Source organism: Streptomyces sp. BBFR51, assembly GCF_044591655.1.
Classification (GTDB): domain Bacteria; phylum Actinomycetota; class Actinomycetes; order Streptomycetales; family Streptomycetaceae; genus Streptomyces.
This window is the reverse complement of sequence record NZ_CP172448.1, coordinates 8,631,021-8,645,355: the sequence shown is the minus strand read 5'-3', so window position 1 is coordinate 8,645,355 and position 14,335 is coordinate 8,631,021. Positions and strand designations below refer to the sequence as shown.

Annotated in this window: 13 protein-coding genes and 1 pseudogene; 8 read left to right on the top strand and 6 right to left on the bottom strand. The window is 66.5% G+C overall.

All coding sequences use genetic code 11. The features are described 5' to 3' along the window. Positions 1-179: 179 nt before the first annotated feature. Complete coding sequence (locus ACGH7X_RS39340) at positions 180-827, bottom strand: cysteine hydrolase family protein (RefSeq protein ID WP_399895406.1); 648 nt, start codon at positions 825-827, stop codon at positions 180-182. Positions 828-1,322: 495 nt separating this feature from the next. Here ACGH7X_RS39340 and ACGH7X_RS39335 point away from each other — a divergent pair, with 495 nt between their 5' ends. The 3 genes from ACGH7X_RS39335 to ACGH7X_RS39325 are packed head-to-tail and all read left to right on the top strand — an operon-like array spanning position 1,323 to position 3,906. Continuing rightward, positions 1,323-2,576, top strand: a complete 1,254-nt coding sequence (locus ACGH7X_RS39335; RefSeq protein ID WP_399895403.1) for an IS256 family transposase — start codon at positions 1,323-1,325, stop codon at positions 2,574-2,576. Positions 2,577-2,618: 42 nt separating this feature from the next. Then, a complete protein-coding gene (locus tag ACGH7X_RS39330; protein ID WP_399895400.1) occupies positions 2,619-3,602 on the top strand; it encodes a GNAT family N-acetyltransferase in 984 nt (327 codons plus the stop codon). Then, the gene (locus ACGH7X_RS39325; protein ID WP_399895397.1) at positions 3,547-3,906 is read left to right on the top strand and encodes a transposase family protein; all 360 of its coding nucleotides are present in this window, start codon (positions 3,547-3,549) and stop codon (positions 3,904-3,906) included. Before ACGH7X_RS39330 ends, ACGH7X_RS39325 begins: the two co-directional genes overlap by 56 nt. A 193-nt stretch (positions 3,907-4,099) precedes the next feature. Here ACGH7X_RS39325 and ACGH7X_RS39320 read toward each other — a convergent pair whose 3' ends face one another. Next, positions 4,100-5,278, bottom strand: coding sequence for a nitroreductase family protein (locus ACGH7X_RS39320; RefSeq protein WP_399895395.1), 1,179 nt, complete (start codon positions 5,276-5,278; stop codon positions 4,100-4,102). 128 nt (positions 5,279-5,406) lie between these two features. Here ACGH7X_RS39320 and ACGH7X_RS39315 point away from each other — a divergent pair, with 128 nt between their 5' ends. Continuing rightward, positions 5,407-5,994 carry a TetR/AcrR family transcriptional regulator gene (locus ACGH7X_RS39315; protein WP_399895392.1) on the top strand — a complete coding sequence of 196 codons (588 nt, stop codon included), beginning with the start codon at positions 5,407-5,409 and terminating at the stop codon, positions 5,992-5,994. A 553-nt stretch (positions 5,995-6,547) separates the two neighbouring features. Here the strand turns inward: ACGH7X_RS39315 and ACGH7X_RS39310 are convergent. Further along, entirely contained in the window at positions 6,548-6,820 is a 273-nt protein-coding gene (locus ACGH7X_RS39310; protein ID WP_399895390.1) for a hypothetical protein, read from the bottom strand. Positions 6,821-7,751: 931 nt separating this feature from the next. Here ACGH7X_RS39310 and ACGH7X_RS39305 point away from each other — a divergent pair. Then, complete coding sequence (locus tag ACGH7X_RS39305; protein ID WP_399895387.1) at positions 7,752-9,056, top strand: epoxide hydrolase family protein; 1,305 nt, start codon at positions 7,752-7,754, stop codon at positions 9,054-9,056. 538 nt (positions 9,057-9,594) lie between these two features. Further along, complete coding sequence (locus ACGH7X_RS39300) at positions 9,595-10,017, top strand: hypothetical protein (RefSeq protein ID WP_222515089.1); 423 nt, start codon at positions 9,595-9,597, stop codon at positions 10,015-10,017. A 227-nt stretch (positions 10,018-10,244) separates the two neighbouring features. Here ACGH7X_RS39300 and ACGH7X_RS39295 read toward each other — a convergent pair. Next, positions 10,245-10,655: pseudogene (locus tag ACGH7X_RS39295) on the bottom strand (transposase); the annotation flags it as partial. A 428-nt stretch (positions 10,656-11,083) separates the two neighbouring features. On the opposite strand from ACGH7X_RS39295, the gene ACGH7X_RS39290 reads away from it, so the two are divergent. Beyond that, entirely contained in the window at positions 11,084-11,866 is a 783-nt protein-coding gene (locus ACGH7X_RS39290; protein ID WP_399892535.1) for an IS5 family transposase, read from the top strand. Here ACGH7X_RS39290 and ACGH7X_RS39285 read toward each other — a convergent pair. Next, entirely contained in the window at positions 11,832-12,326 is a 495-nt protein-coding gene (locus tag ACGH7X_RS39285) for a hypothetical protein (protein ID WP_399892532.1), read from the bottom strand. The genes ACGH7X_RS39290 and ACGH7X_RS39285 overlap by 35 nt on opposite strands. A gap of 451 nt (positions 12,327-12,777) precedes the next feature. Between ACGH7X_RS39285 and ACGH7X_RS39280 the strand changes: the two genes are divergently transcribed. Continuing rightward, positions 12,778-12,954, top strand: a complete 177-nt coding sequence (locus ACGH7X_RS39280) for a hypothetical protein (RefSeq protein ID WP_399895384.1) — start codon at positions 12,778-12,780, stop codon at positions 12,952-12,954. 85 nt (positions 12,955-13,039) lie between these two features. Here ACGH7X_RS39280 and ACGH7X_RS39275 read toward each other — a convergent pair whose 3' ends face one another. Beyond that, positions 13,040-13,720 carry a GntR family transcriptional regulator gene (locus ACGH7X_RS39275; RefSeq protein WP_399895381.1) on the bottom strand — a complete coding sequence of 227 codons (681 nt, stop codon included), beginning with the start codon at positions 13,718-13,720 and terminating at the stop codon, positions 13,040-13,042. Positions 13,721-14,335: the final 615 nt, after the last annotated feature.

Here is a 14,335-nt window from a genome sequence, read left to right as displayed (position 1 = left end):
GCCGGGGCACGGCGTGCGAGCTCGGCCTGGACGCTCCCCCGGCACCGTCCACGTCCGCGGCTTCAAGCACACCGAGGGCCCTCGCCCGGCACTCATGCCCGACGCGTGGGAGGGGAACTTCGTGCCGTACGCCTCGCACAGCTGACCCTTCACCTGTACGGGCTCCGCACCTCTGGCAGTCACTGAGTGCGGGGCGCGTCGCCGTGTGCCTCTGCCACCGCTTGCTCTTGACTGCTCATCAGCCACAGCGAGTTCAGTTCGTCAGCGCTGACCACGACCGTGTACCTGGGAAAGATCTTCTCGGTCAGGAACTCGTGCACTTGGGGGTCACGGTCGCCGCTGGCATCGTGCAGAACGACGACGCGATAGTCTCGGTCGAGCGCCTCGAAGACGGTGCTGAGCAGGACTCCGCTGGTGACGATGCCCGCAAGGATCACCGTGGTGACGTCCCGGCTACGCAGTTGTTCGTCGAGATCACTTGTGGTGAAGGCACCGATCCGGGGGCGACGGACGATCATGTCGTCCGGCTGCGGGACCAGACGCTCATCGATCCGCGTGGTGGGCGCGTCAGCGTGCAGCAGGAGACGATGTTGTGGAGCCGCCCTGGGCGCCATGACGCTCGACTCAGGAATGGCATCGAAGTCGGCGTCGTCGAGGGCGGCCCGTACCCACGCGACGTGACCGCCGTGGGAGCGAACGCCGGCGATGGCTGCGTTGACGCGGTTGAGCAGACCGTCAGCGTCCGACAGCTGCTGCACGATGCCGTGCTGGTAGTCCAGGACAAGCAGACTGGTGCGCCGCGCGTCCAAGAACGGCTGATCAGGCATGCGAGGTCCTCTGAGGGGCAGTACGGTGCTGGACCGGCGTGGCAACCTGCATCGCGTTCACACACGAGCGGTCCGGTTTGGTTTCACAGTACATGTCGTCGCTGGACGGTTCGACGAGCTCCTGCGTCCCGACGGCCGCCAGCAGCAGGCCGGCGCCGTCCGTGCCGACAGCCGGGATGAACCAGAGGAGCCGTTGCCGGGCGTCCCGGCTGAAGAAGTTGAGGCAGTTGCAGGACCGAGGAGTTGCTGCCTAAAGGGGATCACGAAACTGGACCGACCGTTCGCGGACTACTCCAAGCACGATGTCCACATCACACCGAGCGGCATGTGGAACCAGGCCCAGCTCCGGAATTGCGTGGAGACCCTTGGCATCGAGCAATGCTCATGACCTGTGGATCGGCCTCGGGTTGGACGCGATGGGCGTACCTTCCCGGGTGATCGACTTCTGGTCATCGAGTAGGCCGACGTTGCGCCGTCGGTCGGGAAGGCACGCCCGTGCTGAGCGTAGTGAATGCCGATGCAACGACCGAGACCGGCTCCCTGATCGACGACATCGTCCGCGAGGGCGCGAGGCGGATGCTGGCCGCCGCCCTGGAGGCTGAAGTCAACGCCTATATAGCCGAGTTGGCCGACCAGCGAGACGAGAACGCGCGTCGCCTGGTGGTACGCAATGGCTATCACCAGCCCCGCTCGGTGACCACTGCGGCCGGGACGGTCGAGGTGAAGGCCCCGCGCATCAACGACAAGCGCATCGACGAGGCAACCGGGGAGCGCAAGCGGTTCTCCTCGACGATCCTGCCGCCGTGGTGCCGCAAGTCCCCGAAGATCAGCGAGGTGCTGCCGCTTCTCTACCTCCACGGGCTGTCCAGCGGGGATTTCGTGCCCGCGCTCGAGCAGGTCCTTGGCTCCTCGGCTGGCCTGTCACCGGCCACCGTCACCCGGCTGACCACTCGGTGGCAGGCCGACCACAAGACGTTCAGCGAGCGCGACCTGTCCGCCACGGACTACGTCTACGTCTGGGCCACCGGTATTCACCTGCGGATACGGCTGGAGGAGGCGAAGGCCGCGGTCTTGGTCGTCATGGGCGTGCACTCGGACGGAACCAAGGAGCTGATCACGATGGCCGACGGCTACCACGAGTCCTCGGAGTCCTGGGCGAGCCTGCTGCGGGATTGCCAGCGGCGCGGCATGCGCGCTCCCATCCTCGCCGTCGGCGACGGAGCCCTCGGCTTCTGGAACGCGTTGAGCGAGGTCTTCCCCGAAACCCGGCACCAAAGGTGCTGGGTTCACAAAACGGCCAACTGCCTCGACAGCCTCCCGAAGTCGGCCCAGCCCGCAGCGAAGAAGGCCATCCAGGACATCTACAACGCCGAGGACAAGGAGCACGCGGCCGCCGCGGTCACAGCGTTCGCCAAGCAGTACGGCGCGAAGTTCCCCAAGGCCGTCAAGAAGATCGTCGATAACGAGGACGAGCTGCTGGCGTTCTACGACTTCCCCGCTGAGCACTGGATCCACCTGCGGACAACCAACCCCATCGAGTCGACCTTCGCGACCGTCCGGCTGCGGACCAAGGTCACCAAGGGCGCTGGCTCCCGGGCCGCCGCCCTGGCGACGGTCTTCAAGCTCGTCGAGTCCGCCCAGGCCCGCTGGCGAGCCGTGAATGCACCCCACCTCGTTGCCCTCGTCCGCGCCGGGGCCCGCTTCGAACGCGGCCTGCTCGTGGAACGGCCGCAGACGACCGCGGCGTGAATAGGGTGGCGGACCTGCCTCGAAGTTCGAGATCATCCGGTCATGTTGGATGGCACGGCAGGACAGGACCTTCCGGTCGGCTTCGGGTTCCGGCCGTATCATGGCGACGAAGACCACGGCGCCATGGCCGCGGTGCGGCGGGGTTGTGCTGAACAGGACCAGGTCGAGGCCCATTCGGTAGTAGAAGGGCTCCCGACAGCGGCCGAGATCGCCGAAGCTTCTGCCAAGTTGGAGGAGCCGTCCAAGAACCAGATCCTGGTGGTGCTCGACGGCAGCGTCGTCGGCTACTCGACGATCCGGTGGTGGCAAGAGCGGGACGATACGTGGCTCTACCTGCACCGCGGCTACCTCTTGCCCGAGCATCGCGGCCAGGGCATCGGCTCAGCCATGCTGAGCTGGGCCGAAGAGCGGATCCGCCAGCTCGTCAAACAGCATGGAACGGCGCGGACGGCAGTGATCGGCGCGAACGCCATGACCTCCGAGCAGGACGCCACGGCACTTCTGCGCGCAGCCGGCTACCGACGTGTCTTCAGCCTGGTCGAGCTGGAGCTAGGCGATCTGCAGCAGATGCCCGAGCCGGGCAGCGAACTGCCAGCCGGGATACGGACAGGGCCGATCGGGACAAGCCACTACCGTGCAGCCTGGAGGACGGTCGTCGATTCGTACACGGACACCGGTTTCACTCAGAAATGGTCTTTCCAGGACTTCGTCGACACCGCCGACCCCGCATGCTGGCGGGCTGCATGGAACGGGCAGGACATGGTCGGCGTCGCCCTCTGCTCCATCCGCCGCCACGACCGCACCGTGGGCGAGGTCGATGAGCTGAGTATCCGGACGGACCAGCGACGCCTCGGAATCGGCCGGGCCCTGCTGCTGGACGGGCTGCGAAGCCTTCGTGAACAGGGTGCAACGACCGCCCGGCTGTTCACGGGCACGGCAAATCCACACCGGTCCTACGACCTTTACGAGAGTGTGGGGTTCCGGCGGCAGAACGAGTACATCCGTTACCGCAAGCCGCTTGCTTGATCGACCAGCCATTGGGCTGTCTGGTCAGTCCACAGGATTTGACAATGCCTCAGTGGTGACACCACCGCATCGCAAGTTCAAGAAGAACGCCCCGGACTGGTACGAGGAGATGCACGAGCGGCAGCGCAAGGCACACTCCTCACGTCGTATCCGTGTGGAGCACGGCATCGCCCATCTGAAGAATTGGCGGGCCCTGGCCCGCCACCTCGGCCGCAGCGAGCACATGAGCGACACCATCCAGGCCGTCGCCGGTCTGCTGTCCCATCAGCAGACCGCGGACCTGACGTCGACACGGCAGAGCTGAACACCGAGACCGGCCGCCATCCTCGACGCCTCATCGCTACCGTGCACGAGCTCGTTAGTAGGCCTCCGTTACTAGGTCTGAGGTTCGGCTGTTCCTGGGCATGGTGGGTGGATGGACGCACATGGTGTGGCGTGGCGCACGCGTTGACGCAGGCGTGCTTCGGCCTCGGGCGCTCGCCCCACTTGGGAAAGTGTCACGCAGTAGAGGCTCCGAGCGGGTCAGCGATCCAACTCACGCCATAACCGGGCGGTTCCGGAGTGTCGAGCTCCCCTTGTTCGTCCGATGTGAGTACCCGCAGGTGCCCGGGCAGCCCGAGGGCTTCGCAGCCGACTTCCCAGTTCGCACACCAGATACCCAGACCCAGGGGGGCGTAGTAGCGGGATGCTGTGGTGGTGCAGAAGTCGAACCGTGCCATGGCTCGGCCACTGTCATCCGTTGTCCCGATGCATCGGGTGGTCTGGGTGTTGAGGGAGGAGGGCGACCACCGGCACGCCTCGTAGCACCGCCTGAAGGGCGAGAAGGGTGGTCGGTCAACCTTGAGTGGCGTGTCGAAGCTGGGGGAAGCGAAGAATAGCGACGCCAAAGGCAACCGCCGATGTTGTACCAACTCGATGGCTCGGACCACAATCGGTTTGAATCTCGATCGATAGCCCACGGCGCAGACGCAGATGACGTGCTCCTCCGCAGGATCGAATCGGCCTCCCAAATGGGAGACGACGCTGGTCTGGTCGGCGCCTGCTCCGATCCAGCACGTTGCCACGCCCATCCGGGTGGCGTGCAGAACCACCTTGTGCAGGCTTCTGCCCACGTCGATGACCGACAGGCGGTCGTAGGTGCGCGGAGCGACGGCGACAATGAACTCGCGTGCCCCTACGGCCGGCCACACCTTGAGAGGAGCGGCGACATATTCCAGCCGGATCGGCCGGGTGCCGATCAGATGCGTCGGTCGAGTGTGCCGGTGGACCGCGCGCATCAACTCTTCCCGGTCCGACACGGTCAGGTCGCGGTTCTGGAAGGACCGGCAGGACCGCCGTTTGTGCATGACACCGAAGGTGTCGAGTTCGTCAAGGCGACGGGGTACCGGTTCGAAGGGCCGCACTCCCAGCTTGACGGTGACCAGATCGACCAAGAGTGCGCCGAGCAACAGGATGCCGATGCCCAACGGCAGCCGGACCAGCAGGACCTGCCAGATTCCGATCCAGCTTCCCGCGAGCGCAGCGGCCAGAAGGAGGACCGCGGCCGCAGCCGTGGGGATGTACTGCAACCATCCCGTGAACTGCAGTCTCAGCTTGGTCCGTTTCAGGAAGCCGTGTCGGCGATTGTGGGGAGGCAGTCCGCGGTTGGCCCGTTGCCCCAGTCGCAGATGAGTCATGAAGCCCCTTCGGTCAGTCCTGTGACGCATCGCATCCGCACGCTAGACACGCAGCCCCGTCTATTGCAAGCGAACACTTGCAATAGATGGGGGCTAGAATCCCCGCAGAGACGGCGACCTGGAGACATATGCCCAAGCAGATCGACGTGGACAGGCTGTTCGAGACCACCGTCACCGTCTTCGCCGAGCGCGGGTACTCGGCCTGCACCACTCAGGAGATCGCGCGAAGATCCGGAGTGAACGAGGCAACACTGTTCCGCCGCTACGGTGGCAAGGCAGCCCTGCTCAACAGGGCTCTCACGCACGCGCTGGCTCGTTCGTCATTCGCCCGGCTAACGGTCACGGACGACGTGGTCGCCGACCTCGTCGCCATGGCTCGTGCCTACGCCGAATCGGTTGAGCAGTACGGTGCCGCGATTCTCAGCCTCCTCACCGACGTATCGCGCCACCCCGAACTGCGCGACGCGATGGAGGCCCTCATGCCGAACATGCGCAGCGCAGCACAGGTGATCAAGGCGCATCAAGAGCAAGGGCGTATCTCTCCCGGCGATCCGATGCACATGGTGCTGACGCTGATCGCGCCCCTGATGGCGTCGGGGCTCTGGGACCGGGCGGGGTACGCCGTGACCGCGTGCGACAGCGACCTGGACGCCGCCGTCGCCGCCTTCCTCAACGGCCACCGCGGGAAGGGCGCGGCCGAAGAGGGGCACGCGTGAAATTTCGAAGGGCGCGCGGCGAGAGACCCCCACATCGCAAGCACTGGTCAGAACCCCACGGACCGAGTTGACCGTGGAGTGGGCCGTCCTGGTGAGTCCGAATAAGGGGAGTTGGCATCACAGGCGGCCCCACACCTCGAACCGGGTGCCCTGGCCTGGTCACCCAGTGGCGCCCCGGCCTGGAGCGGGTTCACCTTGCTGTGGAGGCCGGCCGGTGCGGCTGGATCCGTACTGGCGGACGCCGGGACGGCGGTCGCCCAGGCCGCTGGCTCAGCGGTCGGGTGAGGCCAGTTGCTGCGGCGTGTAGCTGACGGCGCCGGGCTGAACCGCAGCCTCCAGCTCTGAGAGTTCCTCGGCGGTCATTACGATCTCCGTGGTCCGCGGCGTTGTTGCCGAAGCTGGGGTCGAGGGCCGGCCGCGGGTGCCGGACCGGCAGGCGCTGTGCGGGATTCCTTTCGTCCTGCACTCCGGCATCCAGTGAGAGTAGCTGCCCCAGGAGCTGGGCTTCGGCTCGGGGATGACGTGCTGACGGTGTCTTGCGGCAAGGTCGAATTCACCTCTGCGCGTCGCCCCCATGGCCGGGGCCCTCCTGGAGGTAGCGCAGCAGGGCGCGGTCGGTGTCCTTCTCGGCAAGGTCTCGCACCGCGTCGCAAACGGCGTCGGTGAGCACCGGCGTTCCGACCCGTAGCACCTTCTGTGCGACGGTGGTAAGCCGGAGTTCGACTCTGCGGTGGTCGTGCGCGGGAGTGCTCGTGGTGATGAGGCCCCGATCCCGCAACCGGATCACCAGACGGCTTGTTGCGGATTGGCTCAGGCCGACCTGCATGGCCAGGTCCCGGAGTTGCAGCGTCCGGGCCTTGACCCTTGATGTTGGACACACGAGACACTGGATCCTGAGGATCTGAGAACGGACATCTCGTGGTCATGAAGAACTATCCGCCGCAGTTCAAGGCGGACGCGGTCGCGCTGTACGAGTCGCGGCCCGAGGCGACGATCAGGCAGGTCGCATTGCTCCTCCAGCCGTCACTGACCGTCCTCTCTGCGGCTCCGCCGTCGCCGGAGCGCCGACATGCACTCGACCCGGGACCAGGCCAGGTTGCGGTGGCGCACCGCCACCCTCACACGATGCGAAGTGTTCGAAACGCGTCGAACAATCTACATGAGTGTTGGACGCGCTCCGAACCGGCATGCCTCACGCGATGGCCTGCCCGGAGGCAGATCACACCCGTCCGGATGACGGAGGTGCAGCACGGAGAAGCTGCTGCCGATCTCCATCCATTCCGCAGGGCGCTCACGCTGTGACTGATGCCACGGCTGTCAGATGCCGCACGGACGATGGCCGTGGTACGTTTCCAGGTATGTTCGATGGATAACGAACATTAGTCTCTGTAGAACTGCTTGCGCGGACGTTCCAGGCATCGGGTTGCCGGGCGGGCGCTCGTCGCCCGCGTCACGACTGCCTTCTTTGAATGCGGTCCGAAGCCTTCCGAACGCCCGGGACCGATGCGTCAGGTATGCGCCCTCGTCGTTACCTGGACGACAGGACGGCACGTGCAGGTGCTTGTACAGGGCTTCCTGCAAGTCGAGTTGGCGACTCGCACTCACGATCCGTGAGTCCCAGAGCGCAAACCGACCGCAGGTCCATGAGGGGCCCGGTGTGTGGGATCCGGACCGGGGTGCCCAGCGCTTGTTCTGGTCATGCAGGCCGCCGGAGTACCGCGGTCGCCAGAACGTACCGACAGGAGCATAAGAAGCTGATGCCGAATCGAGAAAGTGTTCTGAGCCGTCGGCGACTGCTGTACGCCATGGGCGCCCTGGGGGCGGGGTCCGCAGCTTCAGTGATCACCCCCGGAGTCGTCCAGGCAGCCCCAAAATCAGGCACTACAGCTGCGGAGCTGTACCTGCCGAGCCCGCCGAATGATGCCGTTGTTCCCATGAGGCTTCACGTGCCCGAGAGCATGCTGCGCGATCTGAGGCAGCGGCTGGAAATGACACGGTGGCCGGCGGAAGAGTTGGTGGACGACTGGTCGCAGGGAGCCCCTCTGCGGCGCGTCAAGCACCTCGTGGAGTACTGGAAGCGGCACTACGACTGGCGCAGGGTGGAGTCGTTGCTCAACAGCTTCGGTCAGTACCGCACGGTTATCGACGGGGTCAGCATCCACCTGCTGCACGCCAAGTCACCGCACGCCGAGGCGATGCCCATCATGCTGACCCACGGCTGGCCGGGATCCGTTCTGGAATTCCGTAACGTGATCCGGCGTCTGACGCATCCCACCGAATTCGGTGGATCACGACGCGACGCCTTCCACGTGGTCGTTCCCTCTCTGCCAGGGTTCGGGTTCTCCGACCAGCCCGACGATCTGGGCTGGGGGCGTGTGAGGACGGCCAAGGCATGGGCTGAGATCATGCCGCGCCTCGGATATGATCACTACCTCTCCCAGGGCGGCGACTGGGGAGCGGCGGTCAACACCCAGTTGGGTGTGCTGCGGCCCAAGGGGCTGCTGGGCATCCACCTGAACTTCCCGCAGATCGTGCCGCCCGATCTCGACCTCGATCACCTGACTCCCGAGGAACAGGTCGCGATGGATCAGCTGAACCGGCAGCAGCAGAACGAGATCGGTTATCAGCTTGAAATGATGACCAGGCCGCAGACAGTTTCCTACTCGCTGGCGGATTCGCCCGTGGGTCAGGCTGCCTGGATCTACGAGAAGTTCGGAGTGTGGAGCGACAGCAACAAGAATCCCGAGTCCATCTGGACTCTGGATGAAATGCTGGACGACATCACCCTCTACTGGCTGACGAATTCCGCTGAATCGGCTGCACGCTTCTACTGGGAGAATTCTGACGTCACCATGAATGCCGTAGAAATTGACATCCCGATGGGCGTCACACTGTTCCCCAAGGAATTCTATACGCCGCCTCGCGCGTGGGCCGAAAGGGCCTTTTCCAAGCTCGTGTACTGGAACCAGGCCAGCAAGGGGGGTCACTTCGCAGCTTTCGAGCAGCCCGTGATCTTCGCGGAGGAAATGCGCAAGTTCGGTCGCCTGTTCCGCGGCGCGTGATCCGTATGCGCGCGACTACGAGGTGACGGAACTGTACGCACGGCGCCGTCATTGCCATCGGTTCATATCGGCCGCCCGCGGGGAGTCCGGTCGCCACCAGGCCGAGTCCTCCAGGAACTTCGCTCCATGCCCCAGCAAGCGCGCCCGCAGGGCGTGCGCCCCTGGGGGTTCATGATCGGAATTCACGGTGATCGAAATCGGAACTGGTCGGTCGTCCTCCCGACGTCTCCAAGAAGGCCGAATTGAGCAATTCCACGTTGTGGCTTTTGCCACAGGCGCAACGTTCGACGAATACCGAATGAACAAGGTAGCTTGTTCGATAGGCGCCGAACAAGGGTCTGGGCGGTCGCACGTAAAGATGCGGTCGCGCCAGTGATACCTGCCCTGTGGGGGTCGGGCTAACAACCATCGACCGCCGACGACTGAGTGGACTCACTCGTCTACGTTCGCGTCGCACAGCAGGCAAACACTCGCACCGCCGACCTTCGGGCAATTGATTGCCCGGACTCGGCACGCCAGAAGCTTCCTGGAGGAAACTATGGGCACGGTCAACAAGGAAATCGAGGAATTCATCCGCTACGTCGTGGAGGATGGAAGCAACTATCGGATGGACGAAATGGACAAGCTCTACGCTGCCGATATGGCCATCCTGTTCCCGAGCAAGGACGGCTCGATCGTCGCGGCACCGCGCGAGGATGTCTTCGCCGAGTTCGCGGCCCGTGGCAGTAACGGGGAAAGGGCCCTGTCCACGGAGTACCGCATTCTGCACCTGGAGGAGCAGGGCGACGACGCCACTGTGCTTCTCTACCGCCGCATGAGCGAGTCCGCTGCACCCTTCCTCTACGAGCTGCGACTCAAGCGCGGCGGTGTCCGCGGTTGGCTCGTCGCCGGCGAGACCGTAACGCCTTGGCCGGACCCGGAGACTGCAGGCGCGTTCCTGCCTCCACGGCAGACCGTCTGAGCGCCTTCAACGGGGCGCAGCGGTCCATGCATGACACGGGAAAGGGCGCCGCGTCAGCAGTGCTCACGTCCTCATGGACACGCGCCCCGTTCTGGCGGCGACAGCACTTCCGGGAGGTAACGGGCGACGGCATCCCCGCTGTCACGATGGCCCACCCACCCTCGAGCAGCGCTGTAATAAAAGGTCCTAACAAGGGCGTTGGACGTGGCGGTAAGTGAAGACAGGTGGGCGAGGTCGGGGAAGGCTTCATGGATGTCGTTGCGTCGTTCCCAGCGGATGCGTAGGTGGCGGAAGCTGTGCAGTCAGGCGATCGTGCGCTCGACGACGTAGCAGAAAGTGCCCAGGCCGCTGGCGTGTTCCTGCCCTCGTTCGGCGATGACTGGCCGGATCCCGCGTTGCCGCAGCAGGCGGCGGTACTTGTCGTGGTCGTAGCCGCGGTCGGCGAGGAGTGCATCCGGCCGGTGTCGAGGCCGGCCCACGACGCCGGCCACGGCCGGGACTTTGTCCGGCAGCGGCAGCAGTCGGGTGACGTTGTTGCGGTTTCCGCCGGTCAGCGACACGGCGAGCGGGATGCCCTGGCCGTCGGTGAGCACGTGGTGCTTGCTGTCCGGCCGCGCACGGCCGACCAGGCTGGGCCCACGGTTGTCGTGCGGCATCGCCCCTCGGCAGCCGACCCGTACACGACGGAGCCTCGCAAGGCCTCGTCGCACGTCTCCAAACCCGCCCACGCCCGCGACGGAGCAGGCGGAAAGCCCCGTGAGTGCAACCACAGCCACGCCAGCACCCTCGTATCTCAGAAGCTGTTGCTTTATCGATCTTGGTGGGCGTGAGTTCGAGGTCGTCGACTCGGTCGGGTGATCTCGTGGCCGACCGGGCATGAAAGCGGGCCTCCCGCACAGCTCGAGGGTGTCGAATCCAAACGAGCAACAGGAGGCCCCTGGTGCTGCAGTCTTCCGTGCCGGCATCGATGGCGTCCAACTCGGTGTCTCCGTCGTGTGATTGTCTCGCTCACCGGTTCGGGAACGCCGCGGACCGGCCGTACAGGCGACCGAAGTATCCGTCCGACATGAGCGACGCGGAGTGGGCCGTCGTACGTGACGCGATGCCGGCTCCCGGCTGGCTCGAGGGCCGCGGCGGGCAACCGGAGAGCTATTGCCACCGGCAGATGGTCGATGCAGTGCGCTATCTGGTCGCAGGCGGCATCACCTGGCGGGCGATGCCTGCGGACTTCCCCGCGTGGGACCGCGTCTACGCGTTCTTCCGGCGCTGGCGGGACAAGGGCCTGACCGCCGAGTTCCACGATCGGCTGCGCGACCGGGTCCGCCGGGCCGCGGGCCGGGACCCGGAACCGACGGCCGGCATCATCGATGCGCAGTCGGTGAAGGCAGCCGCGTCGGTGCCGGGCGCGACCAGGGGATTCGACGGCGGGAAGAAGGTCAACGGCCGCAAGCGGCACATCGTGGTGGACACCCTCGGACTGCTGCTGACCGTGATGGTGACCGCGGCCTCGGTCACCGACCGGGAAGCAGGGCAGACACTCCTGGCCCGGCTGCGTGAACGGCACTGGCGCGTCACGCGGGTGTGGGCCGACGGCGGCTACACCGGGCGCCTGGTCAACCTCGCCCGCGACGCCTTGCGGATCGCGCTGACCGTGGTCAGACGCAGCGACGACACCAGCGGTTTCACCGTGCTGCCGAAGAGGTGGCTGGTGGAGCGCACGTTCGCGTGGCTGATGCACTCACGCCGACTGGCCCGCGACTACGAGACGCGCACCGACACCTCGGAGGCAGTGATCAAGTGGGCGATGAGCACGGTCATGAGCCGCCGCCTCGCCCGACAGGCACGCTGAACAGCCCCGGACGTTCCTCCGCCAACCAGCCCCGCGCGGCCAGCCGCTTGGCTTTCGACCGCACCCCTTCCACCTTCGCCGGGACCGGCTCCAGCCCGAGGCCGACCGCGAGTTGACGACAGTCCATCGTCTCCCCGCGCATCCCGTTCCCGCCGGCCAGCACGGCCATGATCCGCTGGTAGTCCGGCGCGAGAACCACCGGGGCGACCCCTTCCTCCCAGTGAGGCACCACTGAGCCGGGTACCGCCTGCCTGACCTGCACCGGCCGTTCACCGGCCACCACAACCGGCACCACGTCCTGGCCTCCGCGAGGCTCCGCCAGAACCTCACCCACCGTCTCACGGGCAATCACGAACCGCTCCCACACCGCCTCCGCTTCCCGCAACTCGGCCTGGAGAGCATCCACCCGCTGCCGAGCGACGCGTTCACGCTCCTCCAGCAGCCCCATCACCGACGGCATCCCGGCACCTCCATCGAAGAGACGACACAACAACCCGTCCCTCCCGCCGAAACACCACCCCTACACCTGACCAGCGCAAACACACCCGCACTCTCGGAAAGACAACAGCTTCTCACAGGGCGGACCGGTGGCCAGTGCCTGTAGCGCGATGAGGATGCGGGCGTGCCGCCGGGGAAGTCAGGACGCGCCGGGCGCGTACACCGACGCGAACGTCCAGTCGCCGGAGCCGACCGGGTTGACGGCCTCGCCCTACCCGGAGCGCCGGAACCTCGCTCCGGCGGGCGCCGTGGCACATCCTTCGATGAACGGCGCGTGGACCTCTCCTGTTCGGGGCCGCCGCGGTCCGGGCGGGGCTCCGCCCGTTCGCCGCCCCTCGTCCTCGTCCACGCCGCGGCCCTGGCCTGCACGACTGGAGCGTCCGTGGGTTGGCGGACGCACCACACGGCAGCTGGTGTGCGTCGTACCCGCCGTCGCGGGACTGTCGGCGCTCGCGCTCGCCGTACGGATCCCCCCACGCTGGCCCCAGGTGTTCTCTCTCGGCGGTGTCGTCGCGGCCGGGACCGCACTGCGAGCGGAGCGACGGCGGGCCGGTTACGCGGCTGCCGCGCTGTTTCTGTCGACCGCGTAGGTACGCCTGGCGGCTTGGGACCGGCGCAGCACGGCCGGCCCTCCACCGCCGCCGGAGACGTCGGTCCGCACGTCCTGGACCGGTGTCAGCCTCCGGCGAAGAGTTCGGGATGCGCCGTGAGTTCGACCCGGGTGCGACGGATGTGCCCCGTGAGGTATCGCTCACCGTCCTCGGCGTCACGGCGCCGCACGGCGTCCAGGATCAGCCGGTGTTCCGCGTTGACGACGGCGGCCCGCCCCGGTTCCGCCAGCTCCATGAACGCCCGGCGATAGTGCTGCGTCGAGTTCCACAGCCGCTCCGTCATGGCGAGCAGGTGGTCGCTGGGGCAGGCGGCGTAGGTCGTCATGTGGAAGTCCCGGTCCAGGAGCAGGAACCGCTTGACGTCGCTCTGGCTCTCGATCTCGGTCTGGATGCGTTCCAGGGCGGCCAGGTGGTCGGCGGTGAGACGGGGAAGGCTCTCCGTCAGGGTCAGGGGCTCGAGGCGCTCACGCATGCGGTAATGGATGTGCACGTCCTCGAGGCTGAGCACGGGTACGCGTGAACCCCGGTTGGGAAACGACTCCGTGAGTCCTTCCGACTCCAGGATCCGCAACGCCTCTCGGACCGGGATCCGGCTGGCGCCGAGACGTGCCGCGAGTTCGTCCTGGCGCAGCCAGGTACCGGGGGTCAGCTCTCCGGCCAGGATCTCTTCTCGCAGGATGTCGGCGATGTGCCGGCTCCTGACGCCTTCCGAGCCACCCGGACCAACGGCGCGTACAGGAGTCAAGAGCGGTCACCTCCAAGCAGTCGGGGTCCGTGATGGACCCCGCTGCAAGAATAGGACACGGCCTCATGCGGGCGGGGCCCCGAGGTGTCGCGCCCGGCCCCGTCGGCTCACACGGGCAGCCGGTACGGCCGGGCGGCTGGGCCCGCGGGCACGCCGGGTCGTTCGGTGCTCAGGGCCGAGCGGGAAGGTCCTCAAGGAAGTCCGCCGCAGGTGTGATCAACTGCGAGCCGGTGACGGGGGTGGAGAAGTCCAGGATACGGTCGCGCAATGCCGAAGCCGTGCCCAGTAGGGGGTTGGTGGGACGGCTCGGCGGTACTGCCGGGAGTGTGATGATCCGCTACCGCAGACGATGGCGCCGGAGGCGGTGTTCTGCTCGGGTCGGTGCAGGTCACGGCAGTGGCGGAGGCTTCAACGGACCCGGCAGCGGGTGGCTGCGGTGAAGCGGGGACAGCAGGCGGAGTGCCCGGTGTGCGGGCGCTCGTGGACGGTGGGAGCGGAGCGGTCGAGGGCAGCGGTGCAGTGCTCGGACCGTTGCCGGGTGCGGGCCTGCCGTCAGCGGCGGGCGTCGCGGAACGGCGTTACAGAAACGCCCTATCCGAACGCCTCGCGGACCTC

Bases quoted from the DNA above. Each gene is read 5' to 3' on its own strand.
- ACGH7X_RS39290 (WP_399892535.1), top strand. From the start codon at position 11,084: ATGAGCGACGCGGAGTGGGCCGTCGTACGTGACGCGATGCCGGCTCCC.
- ACGH7X_RS39320 (WP_399895395.1), bottom strand. From the start codon at position 5,278: ATGACTCATCTGCGACTGGGGCAACGGGCCAACCGCGGACTGCCTCCC.
- ACGH7X_RS39300 (WP_222515089.1), top strand. From the start codon at position 9,595: ATGGGCACGGTCAACAAGGAAATCGAGGAATTCATCCGCTACGTCGTG.
- ACGH7X_RS39340 (WP_399895406.1), bottom strand. From the start codon at position 827: ATGCCTGATCAGCCGTTCTTGGACGCGCGGCGCACCAGTCTGCTTGTC.
- ACGH7X_RS39330 (WP_399895400.1), top strand. From the start codon at position 2,619: ATGTTGGATGGCACGGCAGGACAGGACCTTCCGGTCGGCTTCGGGTTC.
- ACGH7X_RS39305 (WP_399895387.1), top strand. From the start codon at position 7,752: ATGCCGAATCGAGAAAGTGTTCTGAGCCGTCGGCGACTGCTGTACGCC.
- ACGH7X_RS39315 (WP_399895392.1), top strand. From the start codon at position 5,407: ATGCCCAAGCAGATCGACGTGGACAGGCTGTTCGAGACCACCGTCACC.
- ACGH7X_RS39310 (WP_399895390.1), bottom strand. From the start codon at position 6,820: ATGCAGGTCGGCCTGAGCCAATCCGCAACAAGCCGTCTGGTGATCCGG.
- ACGH7X_RS39285 (WP_399892532.1), bottom strand. From the start codon at position 12,326: ATGCCGTCGGTGATGGGGCTGCTGGAGGAGCGTGAACGCGTCGCTCGG.